20 protein-coding genes are annotated in these 20629 nt (G+C 33.3%); 2 read left to right on the top strand and 18 right to left on the bottom strand.

What is annotated here, in order from left to right; all coding sequences use genetic code 11:
* Nucleotides 1-12 precede the first annotated feature (12 nt).
* From KO515_RS08485 to mnmE, 14 genes are all read right to left on the bottom strand, one after another.
* On the bottom strand, nt 13-345 hold the full coding sequence (locus KO515_RS08485) for a hypothetical protein (RefSeq protein WP_226696410.1): 333 nt from the start codon (nt 343-345) through the stop codon (nt 13-15).
* Nucleotides 346-471: 126 nt separating this feature from the next.
* Nucleotides 472-2583, bottom strand: coding sequence for a Piwi domain-containing protein (locus tag KO515_RS08480; protein ID WP_215935948.1), 2112 nt, complete (start codon nt 2581-2583; stop codon nt 472-474).
* A gap of 37 nt (nt 2584-2620) precedes the next feature.
* Nucleotides 2621-3688: a hypothetical protein gene (locus KO515_RS08475; protein ID WP_215935947.1), complete on the bottom strand. Its 1068-nt coding sequence runs from the start codon at nt 3686-3688 to the stop codon at nt 2621-2623.
* A 124-nt stretch (nt 3689-3812) separates the two neighbouring features.
* A complete protein-coding gene (locus KO515_RS18870; RefSeq protein WP_289846268.1) occupies nt 3813-3941 on the bottom strand; it encodes a hypothetical protein in 129 nt (42 codons plus the stop codon).
* A gap of 18 nt (nt 3942-3959) precedes the next feature.
* Entirely contained in the window at nt 3960-4508 is a 549-nt protein-coding gene (locus tag KO515_RS08470; RefSeq protein ID WP_215935946.1) for a hypothetical protein, read from the bottom strand.
* On the bottom strand, nt 4505-4825 hold the full coding sequence (locus KO515_RS08465) for a helix-turn-helix domain-containing protein (RefSeq protein ID WP_215935945.1): 321 nt from the start codon (nt 4823-4825) through the stop codon (nt 4505-4507). The genes KO515_RS08470 and KO515_RS08465 overlap by 4 nt, the downstream gene beginning before the upstream one ends.
* Before the next feature lie 154 nt (nt 4826-4979).
* On the bottom strand, nt 4980-6731 hold the full coding sequence (locus KO515_RS08460; RefSeq protein WP_215935944.1) for a DUF3987 domain-containing protein: 1752 nt from the start codon (nt 6729-6731) through the stop codon (nt 4980-4982).
* Nucleotides 6728-7636, bottom strand: coding sequence for a BT4734/BF3469 family protein (locus KO515_RS08455; RefSeq protein WP_088696229.1), 909 nt, complete (start codon nt 7634-7636; stop codon nt 6728-6730). Before KO515_RS08455 ends, KO515_RS08460 begins: the two co-directional genes overlap by 4 nt.
* Nucleotides 7623-7919, bottom strand: a complete 297-nt coding sequence (locus tag KO515_RS08450) for a helix-turn-helix domain-containing protein (protein WP_013622771.1) — start codon at nt 7917-7919, stop codon at nt 7623-7625. The genes KO515_RS08455 and KO515_RS08450 overlap by 14 nt, the downstream gene beginning before the upstream one ends.
* Nucleotides 7916-8218, bottom strand: a complete 303-nt coding sequence (locus tag KO515_RS08445) for a helix-turn-helix domain-containing protein (protein WP_013622770.1) — start codon at nt 8216-8218, stop codon at nt 7916-7918. The genes KO515_RS08450 and KO515_RS08445 overlap by 4 nt, the downstream gene beginning before the upstream one ends.
* Before the next feature lie 156 nt (nt 8219-8374).
* Nucleotides 8375-9322 (bottom strand): DUF6617 family protein, encoded by a 948-nt coding sequence (locus tag KO515_RS08440; protein ID WP_013622769.1) that lies wholly within the window; start codon nt 9320-9322, stop codon nt 8375-8377.
* A complete protein-coding gene (locus KO515_RS08435; protein WP_013622768.1) occupies nt 9322-10416 on the bottom strand; it encodes a site-specific integrase in 1095 nt (364 codons plus the stop codon). Before KO515_RS08435 ends, KO515_RS08440 begins: the two co-directional genes overlap by 1 nt.
* Before the next feature lie 7 nt (nt 10417-10423).
* On the bottom strand, nt 10424-10876 hold the full coding sequence (locus tag KO515_RS08430; RefSeq protein WP_252723817.1) for a helix-turn-helix domain-containing protein: 453 nt from the start codon (nt 10874-10876) through the stop codon (nt 10424-10426).
* Nucleotides 10877-11006: 130 nt separating this feature from the next.
* Complete coding sequence (mnmE, locus tag KO515_RS08425; RefSeq protein WP_215935943.1) at nt 11007-12413, bottom strand: tRNA uridine-5-carboxymethylaminomethyl(34) synthesis GTPase MnmE; 1407 nt, start codon at nt 12411-12413, stop codon at nt 11007-11009.
* A 160-nt stretch (nt 12414-12573) separates the two neighbouring features.
* Between mnmE and KO515_RS08420 the strand changes: the two genes are divergently transcribed.
* A complete protein-coding gene (locus KO515_RS08420; protein WP_215935942.1) occupies nt 12574-13728 on the top strand; it encodes a TlpA disulfide reductase family protein in 1155 nt (384 codons plus the stop codon).
* 96 nt (nt 13729-13824) lie between these two features.
* Here the strand turns inward: KO515_RS08420 and KO515_RS08415 are convergent, their stop codons facing one another.
* Complete coding sequence (locus tag KO515_RS08415; protein WP_215935941.1) at nt 13825-15633, bottom strand: hypothetical protein; 1809 nt, start codon at nt 15631-15633, stop codon at nt 13825-13827.
* 118 nt (nt 15634-15751) lie between these two features.
* Nucleotides 15752-16411: a rhomboid family intramembrane serine protease gene (locus KO515_RS08410; RefSeq protein WP_215935940.1), complete on the bottom strand. Its 660-nt coding sequence runs from the start codon at nt 16409-16411 to the stop codon at nt 15752-15754.
* 61 nt (nt 16412-16472) lie between these two features.
* On the opposite strand from KO515_RS08410, the gene KO515_RS08405 reads away from it, so the two are divergent.
* Nucleotides 16473-17363, top strand: coding sequence for a lysophospholipid acyltransferase family protein (locus KO515_RS08405; protein WP_215935939.1), 891 nt, complete (start codon nt 16473-16475; stop codon nt 17361-17363).
* Between the two features lie 255 nt (nt 17364-17618).
* Here the strand turns inward: KO515_RS08405 and KO515_RS08400 are convergent, their stop codons facing one another.
* Both KO515_RS08400 and glmM read right to left on the bottom strand, forming a co-directional pair.
* Nucleotides 17619-19121 carry an aminotransferase class V-fold PLP-dependent enzyme gene (locus tag KO515_RS08400; protein ID WP_215935938.1) on the bottom strand — a complete coding sequence of 501 codons (1503 nt, stop codon included), beginning with the start codon at nt 19119-19121 and terminating at the stop codon, nt 17619-17621.
* An 88-nt stretch (nt 19122-19209) separates the two neighbouring features.
* Nucleotides 19210-20598 carry a phosphoglucosamine mutase gene (gene glmM, locus KO515_RS08395; RefSeq protein ID WP_215935937.1) on the bottom strand — a complete coding sequence of 463 codons (1389 nt, stop codon included), beginning with the start codon at nt 20596-20598 and terminating at the stop codon, nt 19210-19212.
* Nucleotides 20599-20629 lie beyond the last annotated feature (31 nt).

Genomic DNA, 20629 nt, shown 5'->3' with positions numbered 1-20629 from the left:
TAAAAAACTGAATTATACTTTAGGTGGCTGGAAAAGTGATTCCAAATATCTGGAAGTGAAGTTTACTTTATGTAAATTATATTGTTTTTTCTCTTCAAACTTTAATCGATTGGTTAAAGCCAAATTATTATTCGCAATAATTAATACCAAAGGGTGACAACATTGATTATGGGAATGGACTGGTGTATTCTCCTTATCTGGGTTATGATGATGCTCTTCATTTTTAGCATCGCTCTCAATGTAATCTTCAACTACATATTCAAAGAAAGAGTCTCCATAAACTTTATGGTCTTGATAATGGGTAATTACATTTGAAATTTCTTTAATTGGACCACAAAAGTCCATATCTATGCTTATCCCTTGAAAAAAGAATAAAATAGACATTGATATGGAAACAAATATTTTCATATAATTTATACAAATATACAAATTATTGAATGCAATGGTGTTGCAAATAAATTGATTGGTAAATTACAAAAACCATAGAGCATCTTTAGCATCGTCTGGAACGCCATTATTAAAACGTGGTGCTATTTGTGCTACCATTTCTGGATATTTTATTGTGATTGGTACATTTTGTTGTCGAAGCGATTTCCAATATAATCTGCTAAACTGATACACTTGTGTTAATAATTCTAACACTACATCTGCATCTTCAAAAGCATCTTCATCTGGACTGCTTACCTTAATTTTTATTGGGAACGGATAACCATCTGTATCTGAATACCGCTGTGAATTAGGGTAACGTGCATTATTAAACAACAAAAATTGATTTTCGCTAATACGTATGTATGTACCACTTACAGGCATTAACTTTTTGTTCCAATTAAGGTCGTAAGCAATAATATCTTCTGCTTCTGTTTTATTGATATTTAGAATGTAGAGCGGAATTTTTAACCCTAATGTATGCATCCCTCTAATAATTGGTTTTAGTTCCTCGTAACTCATTTCCTTATAGAAGTGAATGACTACTTTATCTGCTTCTGCAACCGATGTAAAATCTCTAATGGCTTTACATATACTTCCTGCCAATAGGTCTGTTTCGCTTTGGTCAAAATATTCGAACTTTCTAAATAAGCCATTGTTTTGAAAACTAAAGGCACTTGCTATATAACGTCTGTTTTCGCCTTGATTGGTAAATGCACCAACACCTATTACTAATTCTTTTTTATCGGTTACTGCAAGTTTCCAAGGTGCGCCACCTAATTTGGCGTGAATAGCTAACGCCATATTTTGCAATGAAAATTGGAAGTTGTATTGATTCTCGATATTGACCACCATTTTTTCATAATCTACCACTTGTGTAACAATGCCTTCATTTAAAAACAGTTCTTTGATTTGAATATAGATTTCGCGGTCTTCGGGATTTTGTGTGAACTTATCGAAAGGACTTAAATAAAAAGCTGCGTAAAGCACATTATCGTGGTCGAAGGTTAAACTCTCTAACTTTTCAATTATTTCTGGTATTGGGTCGTTTTCGTTGGTAAATTCAATGAAGTGTTCTTTGGATGATGATGCTTTAATGTTCACATAGGCTTCTAATCCTTTATAATAATTCTTTTCTGTATTTACACCTTCCTTTAAATTTTGATAGAAAGACAATACCGAATCTTTATGAGAAGTATGGCATATGAAAAATATCTTGATATTTTGATTGTTTGGACGTCTGTAAGGGTTTAGGATATTCATTGCCTTTTTAGGCACTAAATGGGTTTTCTTGTTACCGTATTGGTCTTTACCAAATTCCAATAAACCTACTTGTGGGTCGATATGGTTGATACGATTGAGTGGCACATCTATAAACGTATCAGTTTTAAATGGAAATATGACTTTAAAATCTTCTTTAAACAGATAGTTGGTTGCAAAATTATTAATAAGTGCTACGTACTTTTGATATTTATTAATTGGTCTTATAGGTTCCTCAATAGGTATATCTAATGCTCGTGCTAATGACAAATTAAAAATTGGGTATGCTTGGTCAAACTGAATAGCATTGTAAAATTCTTGTTTTTCCTCTGTATCGAGGTCCATTTGGTAATTGAACGTTTTTTGACCATATACACAACGCTTTATTAGCTCTGAATCCTCTATATCCTTAACCGACGTTGTAAGGACTTTTGAAGTACCATCGTATGATACAATTAACTCTGGTAAGTCTGTGAGTTTTGCAAACTGTATCTTAAATGAAAATTTATAGTAGAGGTTATAGTCTGCTGTATTCCCTTTTTTTGAAGGCATCCACACTTGTACATCACCAACGAAGTTTTTTACTACTATATAGTCTTTAGATTTAAAATAGCTTCTTAATTGATGTTTAAGGAATTGCTTATAAATTCTTAATTCTCTACCATCTACTAAATTTAGCTTAATGCTTGGTGCATCCGGTATTTCTGTTGTAAATGTTGTAAATATTTGGTCTGTATTAGATAGGTCTGTGTCTGGAAACACCTCTTTAATCTGCCTTGAAAATTTAGATTTATGAATGGGATGACTGCCTTCAATATCATCTAAAGTTAAATAAATGGTAGGCGCACTATTAGGCCATTCAAAGTTGAGTATGTTGGTTTTGAGGTGTTCTTGCATTGGTATTGTAATTTTCTACATAAAATATTCTTATATATTAAAGTTTAGCGTCAATTTTTGCTTTTATTTCTTTAAGCTCATTTATACTATCATTATCAGGATTGAAATAATTATTAAATTGTTTTTCAATATCGTCAGCGTATTGCAAACTATAAACCTCAACATCCCAAGTTTTCTTCCTAATTGTCGAGGCTAACTCTATAATATTTCTACTACCTAAATCATCATAGCCTTCATCCCTTCTAATATCCATTGCAGCTTGAATAAAGGGTAATAACAGGTTGTCTGAAATATGTCTAAAATCTGGTACGTCTCCAGCATCTTGAACTTCTTGTAAATAAGCGTAATGGGTTGGGGTGTATTCGTTAATTAAAATTGACCAAGGTTTTGTTAAATAATCTGCTGCACCAAATTTTATTCTATAATCATCTACTAATCTGGAATTAGCATTTAATAATTCCATCATATCAGAAGCAATTTGCTTTTGTTTAGATACTTTATCTTCGATATGAAATGTGTACTTCTTCTTCAAATCTTTAAATGCTTCATTATAAAAATCTGATATTTCATAAAGGTTAACGAATTGCTTTTGCCAATCTTCTGCGTCTTCACTAAAAAATGCTTGAAAAGCCTTGAAATTAGATAAAATATCCATTTCGATAACTCTTTCAAAATTCTTATTAGTGTTGAAATACATCGTATTCATTGCTGAAGGTTTATCTTTTTCTGACTTATAAAAAACCTCCATCCTTTCACCGTGCTTTACAATGTCCTTTTCTAAAGTTTTCAGGTAATTAGATAATAATAACAAGCGGTCTTTTAAATCTTGCTGTTTATCGTTAGCAGCATCTTGCCTTTCTATAATTATTTGCTCTCTCTGTTCATATACTTGATAAAGCACAAAAAGAATTGACAGGAAAGCTAATATCCCACCAATTAATGAGCCATAGGCAGATATTATATGGTCTCTGGTGTTGAAATCTACATCAAACAATTTCCAATTATCTGTTTCATAGATAGCTTGAAATGTAAGAAACACAATTAATGCTAACGTTAACCAAAATACCCATTTGATTATTTTCTTATAGCGGGATAGCGATTCCATAACAATTATTTTTTTGGTTTGCTATCTTTTGGTTTAAGCGAATTAGATGGTTTAGTAGTCGTTCTACCTAAATCAATTTTGACATTTTTCGATTTACTTGAGTTTTCTTGTTTTGCCATAACGTCTATTTTTTAGGTTTTGAATCTTTAGGTTTTAAGAAAGTAGGTGGTTTTGTTGTTGTCCTACCGGCTCCAACATTATCCCATATATTATTTGGGTTTGATTTTGGTAAATTTTTGTTCTTGTCTTTCATAGTTATTTCTTTTTAGGTTTATTGCTCAATTGAGATGTTGGTAATGGTGTCGTTCTCCCTTTTTGATTTTGCCGATTTTGTACTGGATTCTTTTTCGTAGTGGGCTTCTGTTTCTGGTTTGGTGTGATTTTTTTTGCCATTGTATGCATTTATTGATGTATAAATTAATATGCAGAGTAAACCTATAGCCAAAGTGTAAATTGAAGCTAAATTTAATCTGTTCATTTTTTTATTTCGCGAATTAATCCCACTAACTATATCATCATATTCTTTTTCATCATCAATATCCTGTACTGCTTTAGTGTTATTTTTACTTGCTATATAATGAGACAACAAATTGATGAACAATGTTGCTGTTAATAGAAACCAACCTATAGAAATAATCCAAATACATATAGCGTGTTCTAATGGACTTATTTTGTCTATGAATGTGATTGTAAGACCTAAAGCACCAGATGCAATTACCGTAATGTACTTTTCGAAATGGTCATCACTTTTGCTCTTTTCTAATAACAATGACAGTCGATAATTATCCCAAGCCTTTATTTGCTTTTTAGTTTTTTTCAAAATGTTACATCTATATTTAGTAAACTCAATTCATCAATCTTACTAATTTTTTCTTCAGCTATTTTGAGGATTTCCGTACGCTCCTTTTCATTTTTGAGCATTAGTACAATTTGTTCGGACATCCATAGCTTAATTAATTCGTTTTCGTCTTGTTTTAATGCTTTAGCGAATGCAACTACTTGTTCGCGTCTTGCCATCCGATTTCCTCGTTCTATTTTGCTTAAATAGGCAACGTCCATATTTAGGTTTGCAGCCATTTCTCTTAATAGCAAATTGCGGTTTTCACGCAATGAGCGTATGTACTCTCCAAACTCCATAATAGAATTATTTAGACTTGTCAAATTTTGTCTAATTTAAGTAAAGGAAACTAAAGGAAAAGAAAAAGATATTAGTAGTTATTAACAGATAATGAGGATATTAAGGATTTGAGGAAGTCATTTAATCATATCCCTAAATCCTTAAAATCCTTAACTACGGCTTTGCAGGATTTGAGTAGTTATTGTGTGCTTCTCTGTGTATTAATCCTGCTTCTACAAATTTGGTAATATATCCTTCTGCGGTTTTATGTGGGATGTTCTGTTTTGTGGCTAAATCTAAATACACTTGTCTGATAAATTGTTTTGGTAAACTTTCTAAAAAGCGTTCTTTTCTATTTGAACGTTTTGTTGCTTTCTGCTCTATTGGTAAATCATTAAATACTTTACTACTGTGCTTCACTAAAATTGAAATTATGGTTATAGCGTTCTCAAAATCTATATCCTCACATTCTTTAGTTGCGTTTACATCACCATCCTCCATAATTCGGAATGCTGTGAATAGCATCATTATCCTAAACGCAATTAAGCCTAATCGCCTTATTGTTGCGATGTACTCTTCGGGTTGTAGGTTGATGTATTTGGTCTGTAAGGATTCAAAGAACGTATTGAATTGCTGTTGTTGGGTTGTGGTTAATCGTATTTCAATCACTGGGTTGTTTTTTAGCGTTTTGTACAATTCTAAAAACTCACTACCTAATTGGTTATAGTAATCATCTAAACCTAACTTATTACTATTTTGAAATACATTTTTCCAAGTTGGTTTTATATTCATATAGTAAAACATAAAGCGACTAAATAGCCCATTTTCTGCATTGGGTATTAAGGTTGCCACTTGTTTAGGTGTGCCTGATAATACTGTTGACAAGCACGGTTTCTCAATATCTACATATTCTCTATCTGTTCTACGATAATAGCTTATGGTTTCGTGATGAAATGCTTTACGAAATCCATCGGAATAATTGCCATAATCACTTTTAAAGGCTTGTGCTAATGTATCGCCTTCGGTTTCAAAAATTAAACCTCTGCCTTTATTATCAGAAATTAATTGATATACGCCTGTTACACTATTGTTAGCAGGAATGAACAGCATTCGCTCTGGCGGTTTACTCGGTTTTTCCAAGTTTTCATCTTTGCCTTTATTCATATTATAAGTAGCAGTTTCTGCTTGAAATTGCTGCTTTAATACTTTGGCTTGTTCTCGTTTTAATTTATGAACAGGCTCTACCAAATTTTTAATTTGGTTAAGTCTTCCTTTACCTGCAGATGCAGGTGCGGTTACAAATAAATATAAGTTGCTGAATACTCTACGTTGGTCATAGATACCAAAGAGTTTAGGAAAACACGCACTAAATGCTGTTAATGCACCTAACAATAAAATGTCCTTTTCTTCTTGTCCATTAGCAGGATTTACAACTTGTTGTAAAAACTGTGGCAAATTCTCATATACCGTTTCTGGTATTGTAGGCATTGATTGGTTGGCTGTATCGACAACAGTTGCAACGTTTGTTGCAACTTCGTTGTTATACTGTTGTTTAGTCGGTTTGATACCTGACTGATGTGCATAGTGATAAAAGGTAGCAATTGTAATTCCGTGTCCTTTTGCGTTTGAGCATTTATCGAATTGTGCATCACACTCTTTAGCATCGTAACCTGCATAATTTTTACTCATACGGTGGAAATAATCTCTACCTATTTCTCCATATTCTTCTGCTAAAGCAAAGCCTAAATCTCTCCAAGTGGCATAACTTCCTGTTATGTCTGTACCTGATTGCTCGATTGCTGAAATGTAGGATTCAATGTCGTTATCAGCAACAGCAACAACATTAGTTGTTGCTGTGTTGCTTTTTGGTTTTGTTGGCTCTTTAGGAACTTCTAACCAATCTTTTGGGTTAAATATTTTAGTCATAATGCTTGATGTCTTTTATGTAAAAAGGCTGTTGGGTCATATGGTAAAAAACACGCTCTGGAAACGTCTTTACCTGACTGGTCAACCTCAATGTTATAATTGTGTTTAATGTAATTTGCTACTGCTGTGAAATATTCTGAATGTGTTACTTCTGAAATATCTATTCTAATAATCCATTTTAGGCCATCGCCAGATGGTGATATGAATAGCATTTCGGTTTCAAAATATTCATCATTTAAGAGCTGTGTTCTTAACTCTTGTAGATTCTCTAAATGGTCAAAATCAATGGTTAATAAATTAGAATGCTTTAGCAAATTGTTATCGCTTCGTTTTTCAAATGTTCCTGAAAGTGTTACGTAATCAAAGCGATTCGCTTTGAATTTACGTGCTTCTTTTACATTGGTAATTGCTCTTAATTCTTCAGTAATCTTTTTGTATTTATTACTTGTGATTAATGCAAATACTTGATGTAATCGCAAAGTTTCCGAAGGAAACACATTGCGAACAGGTGCTTTAAAAAAGCTACAGTTGGCATACCACGTATCGTCTGGTTCATTAAGCCATTCCAATTCGTCTTTTTCCTTGACTTCTAAATTTAGATGTAGCTCTTGATTTATCTTCTGGTACAAATCTTCTTCATCGGTTATTCTAAAATGATATTGTGCAAAATCGAATACATCACCTTTAAAGGCTTCTAATTCTGTATCTCGATGTGTTGCTATAATACCATCAATATGAATCCGTAAGGTTTCTTTACCACCATTAAAAGGGTTTCGAGTTATCCCACAGTCCCTTCCTTTTACAGAAAGGACTGTTTGATTAGGATAATACTGTCTCAACACATAGGCATAGATTTTTAAACCATAATGTGTTTTGTCTAAAATTGCTTCTCTACTTATTTCCATCTTGCTTGAAATTATGGTTGTAGTAGTTGTCTTGAAGCAATTGCTCTATGTCAGCAACTTTATAGTAAAATTTACCTTTTACTTTGCTGTAAGGCAAAGTGCCATTGGTTCTTAAAGTTTGTAGCGTTCGCTTACTTATATGTAAGGTCTGCAATACATCTTGATTGTCTATCCACGTATCTTTTAATACTTCTGCTCTCGATTGTCGTAACAATTCGATACGTGCTTTAATGTCCTTTATTTCTTGAGAGAGCGTTAAGAGTAAATCGATTATTTCAGTCATAACTTCACCGCTCCTTTCTTAATAAGGTAATCGGCAGCTTGCTGTTCGATTTCGTCTCTTGAGTTCATACGGTTACGCAGTAACCAATGGTCTAACTCTTCTCTTTGGAAATAAATCTTTTTACCATTCGGTTTATAATGTGGAATGGTTCCCGTACTTGTGAGTTTATACAAGTGCGATTGGGATAATTCTAAATACTTGCAAGTTTCATTAAAGTTTAATACTTGCTTTTGCATTGTTTGTTGCTCTAATAAGAGTTTTTCAATGCGGTCTAACTTTTCGATGATATTTGTGTCCATCGTTTATTTTGTTTTAAATAAATGAGGACATCTGGCCAAATGTCATTCTTGGTTTTCAAGAACAGGACAAAGGTTGAAAATTGGCTTCCCGATTTTAGTAAGAGTGTAAAACAAGGGTAAGACAACAGTAAGGTTTCTTACTATTCTTACTGTTTTTTATTGCAGTTGTTGGATGATTTTATCTATTTCTTCCTTTTCTTTTGGGTTGTGAATTTTGTTTTTGTGAAGATTATTCGCCTTTAATAGCGTACCTGTTTTAGTAATAAATTTTCCAGAACGTTCTATTGAGGTAGGATTGAAACCATTAAAAAATGGTTTAAGTTTTGTTACAAGGTAACTAAACTGTGTAGTTTCGCATTGAAGATAAATTTGCGATTCTGTATTTGCAAAATCTTTTGCTAATAACAATTGGTGCAAATGTTCAACAGTTGTGCGGTTATCTAACAAATCGATTTTTAGATTTACTTGTTTAAGTACAGTTAGCAAAGTTGAAGTGTCATTACTTTTATATCCAAAAGAAGTCTTGGGTGTTGCTTTCGTTTTTGATGTTTTTTTGGTAGCAACTTTTTTAGTGGTGTTCTTTTCTATTAAGCTAACATCAAAAGTTTCATCATTAAAGTATTTTTCTGCAATTTCAGAAATTGAGAATTTTGTATTTTCCGAAAATTGTCCGTATTGCTCTTGTAGTTCAGCATACAACCTTATTACAGATACTTTTAAGTAGTTTATGATATAATTGTCATCATTATTTAAATCTGTTGTTATACCTCTTTTATTGATATAAGTTGCAATGTCATTTAAGTACTTATCAAATTTATTAAGTAGAATGGTATAGCTGTATTTATTTTCTGGTGTAGTTGCATTTTTCGGAAATTCCTTTACAAATGATGCTACTGTATTTTCTGTTTCATTAATTATTAGCTTTTGATAGTATTCTTTTTTCGCATTTAAAGGCTTTTTAAAGTTTACTTTAAAAACTGCGTTATTAGCTTTTTGGTTCAATTTAAAATCAGACAATAAGTATTTAAAATCCTTTTCCTGTCTATTATCTCTATGTAAGCCATTGGTTATAGAAACTAAACTTGAAAATATACTTCCTTTCATTATAAATCCAGTTGAATACGGTTAGCAGCTTCTTTCTTTTTATCGTCAATTACTTTGGCATATATCTGTGTAGTTCGTAACTCTTTATGACCTAATAATTTTGATACAGTATATATGTCTGTACCCAAAGTTAATTGTAAGGTAGCGTAGGTATGACGCGCACAATGAAACGTAATAGTTTTAGTAATACCTGCCTTCATCATCCATTGTTGTAATTTTAAATTAGACCAGGCACTATAATGTAAGCCATCAAATACTTTATCGTCTGGATTACCTTTTTCTCCTAATAGATTTCTTGCTTGGTCTGATATTGGTAAGGTTTCGACACCTTTAGTTTTCTTTTGTCTAAATCGGATATAATATCCCATTTCTTTTGAGTGCTGGATTTCTGACCATATCAGTTTTTCAATATCTGACCAACGTAATCCGGTTAAAGCTGAAAAAATAAAAGCATTCTTTAAGATAGGCAGTTCACATTCTGTATTAACTGCTTTTTGTAATTCATCAAGCGTTAAAAATTCTCGTTGAGGTTCTCCTTGTTTAAAATACTCTACACCATTTGCAGGATTTACTTTTAAAATTCCATCCTTGACCGCCTGTTTTAATGCCGCTGAAAATTTACCATAATACGAATATTTTGAATTTTGAGACAATTGCTTACCTGCTCTACCTATTGCTTCTTTATCTAAATACTCTTTGAAACGCTCAACAAACGATTTGTCTATATCTTGAAAACTAACATCTGTTGGACAAAACTTTTTTAAATGTTTTAGCATACTATTCCAATTACCATAATTGCCAGAGCTTGTATTTTTCTTTTCTGCTAAAGCTGTGATATAAGTAATAAAACTACCTTTTAGCTTTTCAATATCTTGAAAGCCATAAATACCATTTTGAATTTCTATTTGTCGCTGTGCACATATAGTTTCAGCCAATTGTTTGGTTTTCTTATTAACCTCTCTTTCAGTTTTGGTTTTAGGATTAGGTGTAAGGTATAAGCGTAAGTATTCTGTTTTACGTTTGCCTTTATGATAGTAATCTAAATACAGACTTATTTTGTCGTTCTTCTTGCGTTGTCTTAATGTTACTTTCATAATGGAATTAATTAAAAAGGTTTTCTATTTGCCATCTGGCCACAATACGCTTTCTACCAAAAGGAACTGCTTTTAAACGTCCTTGTTGAATCATTCTTTGAATGGTCCATCTACTCACACCAATCAGTTGTGAGGCTTCTGTTACGCTTAAAAAATCTTTGTTATTTACAGCATTAGGATTGCGAACTTCAACAACTTGTTTTTGCTGTTGCATATCTTCAGTAAGAGTAGCTTGAATTTTTTCTTGACGTTTGCGTGCCTTATAAGCTCTTTTTGCACAAGTATCGCCACAGTATTTAGTAACTGTTGTACGTGCTGTAAATGCATTACCGCAATGCTTACAAGTTTTAGGAATGAATAAATTACTGCTCATAAATGGTGCGTTATGTAGCGTAATGGTGCAACGTGGTGCGTTATGGTGCATCATTTCGCCAATATCTTCGCCAACAGAAATGGGCAACAATTCTATATTTTAGGCAACAGATATACAACAAATTTAATCAAAAAAGAGCAAATAAACAACAAATAAAAGAAGATAAAACACTATAAAATCAACAATAACAAGGGATTAACAAATAAAAGAAAGTAAGTTACTTCCCGATACAAAAATTAGCAAAAATATTACCCAACAAATCATCATTGGTAATCTCACCTGTAATCTCACCAAAGTGGTACAACGCTTGGCGAATATCAATCGCTAATAAATCCCCAGACAAGTCCGTTTCTAAACCATATTTCACTTTTTCAATCTCTTCAAAGGCTTTCAATAAAGCATCATAATGACGTGAATTGGTTACTATAGTTTCGTTATTTCTTAAAGCGCCTGTGTTTATTAAATTGAGAAGTGTGTTGGTTAACTGTTCTACACCAAACCCTGTTTTTGCAGAAATTGGAATAACTGTAGAGGCATGCGAACGCAGTCTATTAGAGACATGAGCCAATTCAGAATCCGTTATCTGATCAATTTTATTTAATATAACTAAGAGTTGTTTTTGAGGAAACTTATTCTTAATCTTTTCTATTTCTATCTCAATTGCTTTAAGCGCTGTATCACCTGTCGCTAATTCAATACTATTTGCTAAAAACATCACCACTTGAGCTTGCGCAATCTTCTCAAAGGTTTTCTTAATTCCAATACTCTCAACAACATCTTCTGTTTCTCGGATACCTGCCGTATCTATAAACCGAAAACCAATACCTCCTATAGAAATTTCGTCTTCAATGGTATCTCTTGTGGTTCCAGCTATTTCAGACACAATAGCACGGTCTTCATTTAAAAGTGCATTTAACAAAGTCGATTTACCCACATTAGGCTCTCCAACTATAGCTACAGGAATTCCGTTTTTAATAACGTTTCCAACAGCAAATGAATCTATCAAACGTTTCAATACAAAAGTGATACGCTCTATCAACTGCTTAAATTGTGTCCGGTCTGCAAACTCTACGTCTTCTTCAGCAAAGTCTAATTCTAATTCTATTAACGACGCAAAATTTAAAAGTTCTTCACGCAATTTCGCTATCTCAGATGAAAACCCTCCACGCATCTGCTGCATGGCTATTTGATGAGACGCTTCATTATCACTAGAAATTAAATCGGCTACCGCTTCCGCCTGACTCAAATCTAACTTCCCATTTAAAAAAGCACGTAAGGTAAACTCACCTGCCGTTGCCATTCTACAACCTTGTCTTAAAAAAAGTTGAATGATTTCTTGCTGAATGTAAGACGAGCCATGACACGATATCTCCACAACATTTTCACCCGTGTAAGAATTAGGATCTTTAAAAATGGAAACCAAAACCTGGTCAATCGTTCGGTGATCTTCCATAATATGCCCTAAATGGATCGTATGTGTTGCTTGTTGCTCCAAGTCTTTATTAGAAACAGACTTAAAACATTTGGAAGCTATAGCAATGGCTTCCTTTCCTGACAATCGGATAACCGCAATAGCACCACTTCCTGATGGCGTTGCCAAAGCTACAATAGTATCGTTATGCATTTTAAAAATTCTTTGATGCAAAAGTATTGCAAATTATGGGATTCTATTAAGATTAAGGTTATCAACTTTTATCCAATTTATTAAATACGAGATTTTAAACCTTTGTTTTTATATTTGTGCTACTATAAATTAATTAAGAATTTTATATTTAAATCAAATTATGAGAAACGTATTTAGCTTCATCCTCATTGGACTTTTGTTTTTAGGTTGTAAAACTGAAGAAACACGAACAGATTTCATTATTAATGGTAATGCTCCAGGTGTTTATAATGGTGTGCGATCGTATTTGAAAATAGTTGAGAGAAATGGAATGGAACGTGTTATTGATACAGCAATTGTAATTGATGAAAAATTTTCATTTACAGGTAAGGTTTTATATCCATCACTTTCTTCAATTTCTGTAAATTCAGTAAATGGTAAGTTGAATTTTATGCTTGAAAATAATATTATCAATATTGATATCAATAAAGCTAATATATCACAATCTGAAATCTCGGGATCTTCATCTCAACATGATTTTAAAACCTATCAAAATGAGTTTGCTCTAATCCGGAAAGAAGCTATGGATTTAAAAATTCAATTAAGAAATTATAGAGCGAACCAAACGGCAACCAAAAGAGACTCTATTGCAAATCTTGTTGCCACAGCCGAAAAGCAACTCCAAGAGTTCCCTATTAATTTCATAAAAAATCATACCGATAGCTACTACAGTTTAGCATTAATTGAGATTGAAGCTTCTAAGAACAATGCCAAAATTGATGATTTATTAGCTGCTTACAACATGCTTAATTCCGAATTAAAATCATCTCCAAAAGGAGTCTCTGTTAAAATTAATTTAGATAATTTAATGGTTGCCTATCAGAAAAAATCACGTGTTAATATTGGTAAAGTAGCACCAAATTTTACAGCGCCAACACCTGAAGGAACTTCAGTGAGTCTAAACGATGTGAAAGGAAAAGTTACCATCATTGATTTTTGGGCAGCTTGGTGTGGACCATGCCGAAGAGAAAACCCAAATGTGGTTAGAATTTACAATCAATATCATGATCAAGGGTTAGAAATTATTGGGGTGTCTTTAGATGGTACACGTACCCAAAAAGATCCTAAGCAAACTTGGGTCAATGCTATTGAAAAAGACAAACTTACATGGACTCATGTTTCTAACTTGCAATATTTTCAAGACCCAATAGCTCAACTTTATAATATTACTGCTATTCCTGCTACATTTATATTAGATGCAGAAGGAAAAATAGTAGCTAAGAATCTTAGAGGCAACGCTCTAGAAGCTAAGGTTAAAGAACTTTTAAAATCATAAGCACTGTTGCACAGACATATTTTTAAACTTGAAATTAAAAAGCCTTTACTTCGCGGTAAAGGCTTTTTAATTGTATAACATCTAAAAATAAAAGAATTAGACCTTTTCCAGTTCAGGAATGGTCACACTTATTAATTCATCTTTATAAATTTGAAGTTCACTTTGGATTACTTCATAATTTGAAGATGAAGAGGGCACAAACAAATGTTGATAGTAAGCAATACCATCGCATAGATTACTTTTAAAAGCCGTCCATTTTTTAATTTGTTTCGCAGTAAGATCCTCAGAAATTGTATTGATTTCATTTTTTAAATAATCCACATACATTTTTAATTCCTTTATAAACATGTTTGGACGATTTGCATTTGAAAGTACCGTGGCATTGCCATTAATATGCTGTATCATATGAGAGAGTGATACTTCTTTATCAAAATATGCCATGTTTGGACCCGGACAAATAACAACTCCTTGCTCTTGCCCTTTAATACCAATACCATTTTCCAAATAAGATGCATTAGCTAAACCCACACAAAGGCATGCTTTCTCTGTTATTTTAGCTTTAGCATTTTGATACGTATTAAAAGACATGTCCTCTTTTTTAGCTTCTAATTCTTGCAACTTAACATCTTGATATTTTTTTGAAGCCGTGCAAATCCCTTCTGCCCCAAATTCTTTGCTTAATGCCAAAAACTTCTTCGGACAAGAACTGCCTGCTTTATTAGTAGCAATACGTTTTTGTTTATGTAATTCGTTAGTGGTACCCTTTATGGTATTAAATGGCACACCCAAAGGAGAAATCCCACTTAAATACAAATCCTGTTCTTTGGCTTTCATCAATAAATCTCGTGTGTGCTGATCTACAGAGGTCGCCTCTGGCACTAATAAAAATGGTGTACCCCAACCCACGGAATCTACCTTATAATGTTCAAGTAAAAAGGCATGCTCATCTGCTGTGCCCACACCTCCTTGAACCGTAATTTTTAATTCTAAAGGTTGCTCAGGAACAACACGTTCTTTTTGACGTAACCCTTTTACATAAACCTGATACGTGTCATTTATTAACTCTGCTTTTTTAGTTTTGAATTCTTCTAAAATTGGACCTAATAAAAAGCCTTCGGTCGCAAACGCATGACCACCACAATTTAAACCAGATTCTATTCTATATTCTGATACCCAAAGGCCTTTTTTAGCTAAAAATTTGCCTTGAATAGTTGCGGAACGGTAATCACTAACTTTTAAAATGATTTTCTTTTTCAACTGACCGTTCGCATCTGGAAAAAAGTCTTTAAAATTCTCAAAGTAGCTGTATAATCTAGGATTCATTCCTGCAGAAAGTACAACCGATGAACTTAAATTGCTATTAGCAAACCCACGTAGCGATGCATGTGCATCATTATATTCTGTTGGTAATTGTTCGCCTTTAACAAAGTTATCCTTATCGACTTTCGTCATAATGTTAACATCAATATCTCCAGCTTTCAAATGGGTTTCTAGATAGTTTTTAACGGCATCCTTAAATGCAACACCTTCCTGTAATAAATTAGAAAGCCCTTCCTTAAAATTAGAAGTATTCGGTAATGTTGCTATAAAGTTTTCTAAAGCGGTTTTGCTTTCAGAAAGTTCTGTTTTAAATTTTGAGAATTTATCCTTAACAATCGTATCGGCTAAATTTAAATATGATGTGATACGTTCTGCACGATAGTCTTGTGCTTTTTTTGTTATTTCTTGATAGGGTAAGTTGAATTTTTTACTGTAAAACGCATTCATTTTTTCTATCAGCTCATCGTCTATGATAGAAACTACGGACGAAATACCATATTGAGCCACACGAATTGGACTATCAATAGTATACGCTAAACCCATAACTGGTATATGAAAACTATGTAGTGATTTTGTTAAAGCCATCTTCTATTTTTTTTTAAAATTGAATAAGCAACAAAGATGATTTTAGTTTTCAGGCAAAAACATGACTTTTGTCATATCTTTTTATTCTTTATTATGCTAAATGATATTGAATTTGCAATTATTTTAATTTTCCTGTTTTATACAATACAAAGAGAATAACTATTGGTATCGCTAATAATCCCACATAGCCTAAATTGGTAGTAAACAAACTTGGCATCATTATTAGAGTCACCACATAACCACCGATGGCTCCCCCAAAATGGGCATCGTGACCAATGTTTCCGATTCTATTTTTCATACCATAAATGGAATATAATAAATAGCCAATACCAAACACATAACCTGGAATAGGAATGGGTATAAAATACATATACAAACTCATATCTGGACGTAACAATATGGCTGCATACAAGACTCCTGTTACAGCACCACTCGCACCAATGGCACTATACCAATACTCATCCTTATGAAAATAGAGCGAGAGTAAGTTTCCAAAAACTAAACTAGCAAAATAAATAACAATAAAATTGAAGGACCCCAACCTCATAATTACAGCATCAGCAAAAAAATAAAGCGTAAACATATTAAACAACAAATGCGTAAGATCTGCATGTAAAAATCCCGAACTCAGCATTCTAATCTGTTCACCGCGTTTTATACTACCGACGTTAAACTTGTATTTCTCAAAAAAACCGCGATCATCAAACCCTTTAAAAGACATAATGACGTTCGCTGCAATAATTACAATGGTAACTAAACTAATACCTAAATTGTCCATAAACTCTAATACTATAAATCAAATATAATATATATTTGTGCTTTAATACTAACAATCGTTAATGCAACTTATTGCTTATATTTTAGTCTACCCAATTCTTTGGTTAATATCAATATTACCGTTTAGATTACTTTATGGCCTTTCGGATATTATATACTTTTTTATGTATAAAATATTCGGTTACAGGAAATCGGTTGTAAAAGCAAATTTACGATTAGTTTTCCCTGATAAATCAGAGCAAGAAATAGTATCAATTACAGGGAAATTCTATCACCATTTTTGCGATATGATGGTGGAAGCCATAAAATCCTTAACGATTTCTGAAGCTGAAATGAATAAACGCTTTAAGTTTACAAATGTCGAACTCATCAACGATTTAGAAAAAAAACAGAGAAGTATTATTTTAATGTGCGCGCATTATGGAAGTTGGGAATGGATTTTTATTCTACAAAAACACGTTAAGCATAAAGGTTATGCCGTCTACAAACGTCTAGCCAACAAGTATTTTGATAAATTAGTAAAACGTATTAGAGCCAAATACAATTCGCACCTTATCACCACAAAAGAAACCTATGGAGTTCTTTTGGAAAGTAAGGAAAAGGGAGAATTAACCATCAACGGATTTGTCTCAGATCAAACCCCTAAAGCACATAAAGCTTTTCATTGGAATGAATTTATGGGCATAAAAGTACCTATGTATACTGGTGCCGAAATGTTGGCTAAAAAATTAGATATGGCTGTAGTCTTTTTTAGCGTGAAACGCATTAAACGTGGCTATTATGAAACAACGTTTAAGACCATTACAGAACATCCTAAAGACTTCAAAGATTATGAAATTACAGATCTGTTTTTTAAACTGGTTGAAGAGCAAATTTTAGAAGCACCACAATATTATCTTTGGACCCACAGACGCTGGAAACACAGAGACAAAGTGCCTACTGAATTCCTTTAACGCATTCCTTTGCAAAAAGGAAGGAATCTTAACGTAACTTTTGCTTATCAAAGACTATTTTAGTTTTCAGTCGAAGTCTCGGTTTATGAAAAATGAGTTATCCGTTTTAAAATTTAACAATCAAACTTTAATATATAAACTTTGTTCTCCGTGTGTCTTTGTGAAAACTCTGCGAATCTGTGTGTAATTATATTTCCGGCAAAAAATTAAACTCTAAATATAATTTGACAAGATTCCTTTCTTCAAAGGAATGAGTTACATCTCAAACCAAGCATCCACATCAACTGCAGAAGATGATTGATCAATTAAACTTTTATGAATAAATTCATTGTTACATTTAGAGTAGTCATAATCCTTTGCCCAAGTCTCGTGATTTTTAGCTAAATCGATAATACTATCACAAACATATCTAATCTCGGCATTCGTTGTGGTTGGGTGAATAGACATCCGAATCCAACCTGGTTTCCGCACTAAATCTCCTATAGAAATCTCATTGGTTAATTCGTGCGACATTTGCTGATCTACGTGCAATAAGAAATGCCCATAAGTACCAGCGCAACTACAACCTCCACGTGTTTGAATACCAAATTTATCATTCAACAACTTTACTGCTAGGTTAAAATGTAAATCATCTATATAAAATGAAATCACACCCAAGCGATCTTGATGCTGACCTGCAAGAATATTAATATTCGGAATATCACCTAATTTCTCAAATATAATATGAACCAATTCATGTTCTCGTTTCAACATATTAGCCACACCCATTTGCTCTTTTAAACGAATAGAAAGCGCCGTTTTTATAACTTGAAGAAATCCAGGTGTACCACCATCTTCTCTATCTTCAATATTATCAATATACTTATGCTCTCCCCAAGGGTTCGTCCAACTTACTGTACCACCTCCAGGACAATCAGGCACCATATTTTTATATAATTTTTTGTTGAACACCAATATACCAGACGTTCCTGGACCTCCTAAAAATTTATGAGGTGAAAAGAAAATAGCGTCTAATTGCGCATCGTCGTCTTCAGGATGCATATCCATAGTTACATAAGGTGCAGAGCATGCAAAATCCACGAAGCAAACACCTCCGTGCTTGTGCATTAATTTTGCAACATCGTGATGCGGAATCTGAATACCTGTAACATTAGAACCTCCTACAACTGAGGCTATTTTTATAGTACAATCTTTATACTGATGTAATAGTTTTTCTAGATTTTTAAGACAAAATAAACCATCCTCATTTGGAGGTACAACTTCTACTTTGGCCATAGTTTCCAACCAAGTCGTTTGGTTAGAGTGATGTTCCATATGTGAAATAAAAACGACTGGTCGCATTTCATCTGGAATGTTAGTAAACTCTTTTAAATTCTCAGGAACTTTTAAACCCAAAATACGCTGAAACTTGTTGACAACACCGGTCATACCATTGCCTGAACAGATTAAAATATCATCGTCATTGGCATTAACGTGATCTTTTATAATATGTCGTGCTTTATGATACGCCTGAGTCATTGCTGTCCCAGAAACCGTAGTTTCCGTATGTGTGTTAGCGACAAAGGGACCAAAATTATTCGATAATTTGTCTTCAATCGGTCGGTATAAACGCCCTGAAGCAGTCCAATCCGTATAGATGATTTTTTGCTCTCCATATGGAGATACAAACTTTTGATTTTGACCTATAATATGCGGTCTGAATTGACTGAAATAAGTTTCTAAATCCGTGGTTTCAGTTGTAGTTGTTTCTAAAATCATCCCTCTGTCATTTTAACGTTCAAAGCTTTTTAAAATCCATATAAAATTTTCTCTACTTCAGACGTACAAGTCGTTATACTATTTAATCCTAAATATTAGCAATCGCTTTAATCTCACTTATAAATCGATCCGCTAAAGTATCTGCCGCTTCTTGCGAAGGTGCTTCTGTATAAATTCTAATAATTGGCTCAGTATTGCTTTTACGTAGATGTCCCCAACTATCAGGAAAATCAATTTTTACTCCATCAATTGTCGTTAATTTTTCTTGACTATAATTTGATTCCATCGTTTTTAAAATCCCGTCCACATCTAATCCAGGTGTTAACTGAATCTTCTTTTTACTCATAAAGTAATTGGGGTAAGAAGCTCTCAATTCACTTACCTTCATTTTCTTTTCAGCTAATAAACTTAAAAATAAGGCGACTCCAACTAGAGCGTCACGTCCGTAATGCGATTCTGGATAAATAATACCTCCATTACCTTCTCCTCCAATAACAACGTTATTTTTCTTCATTAATGTAACGACATTAACTTCACCAACGGCACTGGCCTCATAGGTTCCTCTATGTTTTTCAGTGACATCGCGTAACGCACGTGTAGAACTCATATTACTTACCGTATTGCCTGGTGTCTTACTCAAAACGTAATCTGCACAAGCCACTAAGGTATATTCTTCACCAAACATCTCACCGGTTTCATCCATAAAAGCCAAACGATCCACATCCGGATCTACAACGATTCCAAAATCCGCGTGTTCTTTAACCACTGCTTTTGCTAAGTCTCCTAAATGCTCTTTTAATGGTTCTGGATTATGAGGAAAATGTCCTGTCGGATCACAATAGAGTTTTACAGGTTCAACACCTAAACGTTCTAACAATAACGGAATAGCAATACCTCCTGTAGAATTTACACCATCAACAACGACTTTAAAATTAGCATCCTTAATAGCATTTACATTCACTAGTTCTAAGTCTAAAACTTCATCAATATGAATATCAATATAGGCATCATTAATGGTTATTTTTCCTAAATCGTCTACCTCAGCAAAATTCATGCTGTTAGATTCAGCAATCTCTAAAATTTTCTGTCCTTCTTCGCCATTTAAAAACTCTCCTTTTGCGTTTAAAAGTTTCAAGGCATTCCACTGTTTTGGATTATGACTGGCTGTTAAAATAATACCTCCATCAGCATGTTCTAAAGGCACAGCGATTTCAACTGTTGGTGTTGTAGATAAGCCTAAATCAATGACATGAATACCGAGTCCGACTAAAGTGTTCATCACTAAATTCTGGATCATTTCTCCAGAAATACGTGCATCACGACCAACAACCACGATATAATTATCTTTGTCGCGTTGTTGTTTCAACCAAGTCCCATAAGCTGCTGCAAATTTTACCGCATCTATTGGTGTTAAATTGTCGTCTACCGCTCCGCCGATAGTACCTCTAATTCCTGATATTGATTTTATTAATGTCATGTCTATTTCAATTTTCAACAAATATAAATAG

This window comes from Winogradskyella psychrotolerans, assembly GCF_018860545.1.
Taxonomy (GTDB): domain Bacteria; phylum Bacteroidota; class Bacteroidia; order Flavobacteriales; family Flavobacteriaceae; genus Winogradskyella; species Winogradskyella psychrotolerans_A.
The sequence above is the reverse complement of the archived record's forward strand: the minus strand, read 5'-3'. Positions and strand labels throughout refer to the sequence as shown.

Coding starts and splice junctions, on each gene's coding strand:
- KO515_RS08405 (WP_215935939.1), top strand. CDS start 16,473: ATGCAACTTATTGCTTATATTTTAGTCTACCCAATTCTTTGGTTAATA.
- KO515_RS08435 (WP_013622768.1), bottom strand. CDS start 10,416: ATGAAAGTAACATTAAGACAACGCAAGAAGAACGACAAAATAAGTCTG.
- KO515_RS08450 (WP_013622771.1), bottom strand. CDS start 7,919: ATGACTGAAATAATCGATTTACTCTTAACGCTCTCTCAAGAAATAAAG.
- KO515_RS08415 (WP_215935941.1), bottom strand. CDS start 15,633: ATGGCTTTAACAAAATCACTACATAGTTTTCATATACCAGTTATGGGT.
- KO515_RS08460 (WP_215935944.1), bottom strand. CDS start 6,731: ATGACTAAAATATTTAACCCAAAAGATTGGTTAGAAGTTCCTAAAGAG.
- KO515_RS08485 (WP_226696410.1), bottom strand. CDS start 345: ATGGACTTTTGTGGTCCAATTAAAGAAATTTCAAATGTAATTACCCAT.
- mnmE (WP_215935943.1), bottom strand. CDS start 12,413: ATGCATAACGATACTATTGTAGCTTTGGCAACGCCATCAGGAAGTGGT.
- KO515_RS08445 (WP_013622770.1), bottom strand. CDS start 8,218: ATGGACACAAATATCATCGAAAAGTTAGACCGCATTGAAAAACTCTTA.
- KO515_RS18870 (WP_289846268.1), bottom strand. CDS start 3,941: ATGAAAGACAAGAACAAAAATTTACCAAAATCAAACCCAAATAATATA.
- KO515_RS08455 (WP_088696229.1), bottom strand. CDS start 7,636: ATGGAAATAAGTAGAGAAGCAATTTTAGACAAAACACATTATGGTTTA.
- glmM (WP_215935937.1), bottom strand. CDS start 20,598: ATGACATTAATAAAATCAATATCAGGAATTAGAGGTACTATCGGCGGA.
- KO515_RS08410 (WP_215935940.1), bottom strand. CDS start 16,411: ATGGACAATTTAGGTATTAGTTTAGTTACCATTGTAATTATTGCAGCG.
- KO515_RS08420 (WP_215935942.1), top strand. CDS start 12,574: ATGAGAAACGTATTTAGCTTCATCCTCATTGGACTTTTGTTTTTAGGT.
- KO515_RS08440 (WP_013622769.1), bottom strand. CDS start 9,322: ATGAAAGGAAGTATATTTTCAAGTTTAGTTTCTATAACCAATGGCTTA.
- KO515_RS08475 (WP_215935947.1), bottom strand. CDS start 3,688: ATGGAATCGCTATCCCGCTATAAGAAAATAATCAAATGGGTATTTTGG.
- KO515_RS08400 (WP_215935938.1), bottom strand. CDS start 19,121: ATGATTTTAGAAACAACTACAACTGAAACCACGGATTTAGAAACTTAT.
- KO515_RS08465 (WP_215935945.1), bottom strand. CDS start 4,825: ATGGAGTTTGGAGAGTACATACGCTCATTGCGTGAAAACCGCAATTTG.
- KO515_RS08480 (WP_215935948.1), bottom strand. CDS start 2,583: ATGCAAGAACACCTCAAAACCAACATACTCAACTTTGAATGGCCTAAT.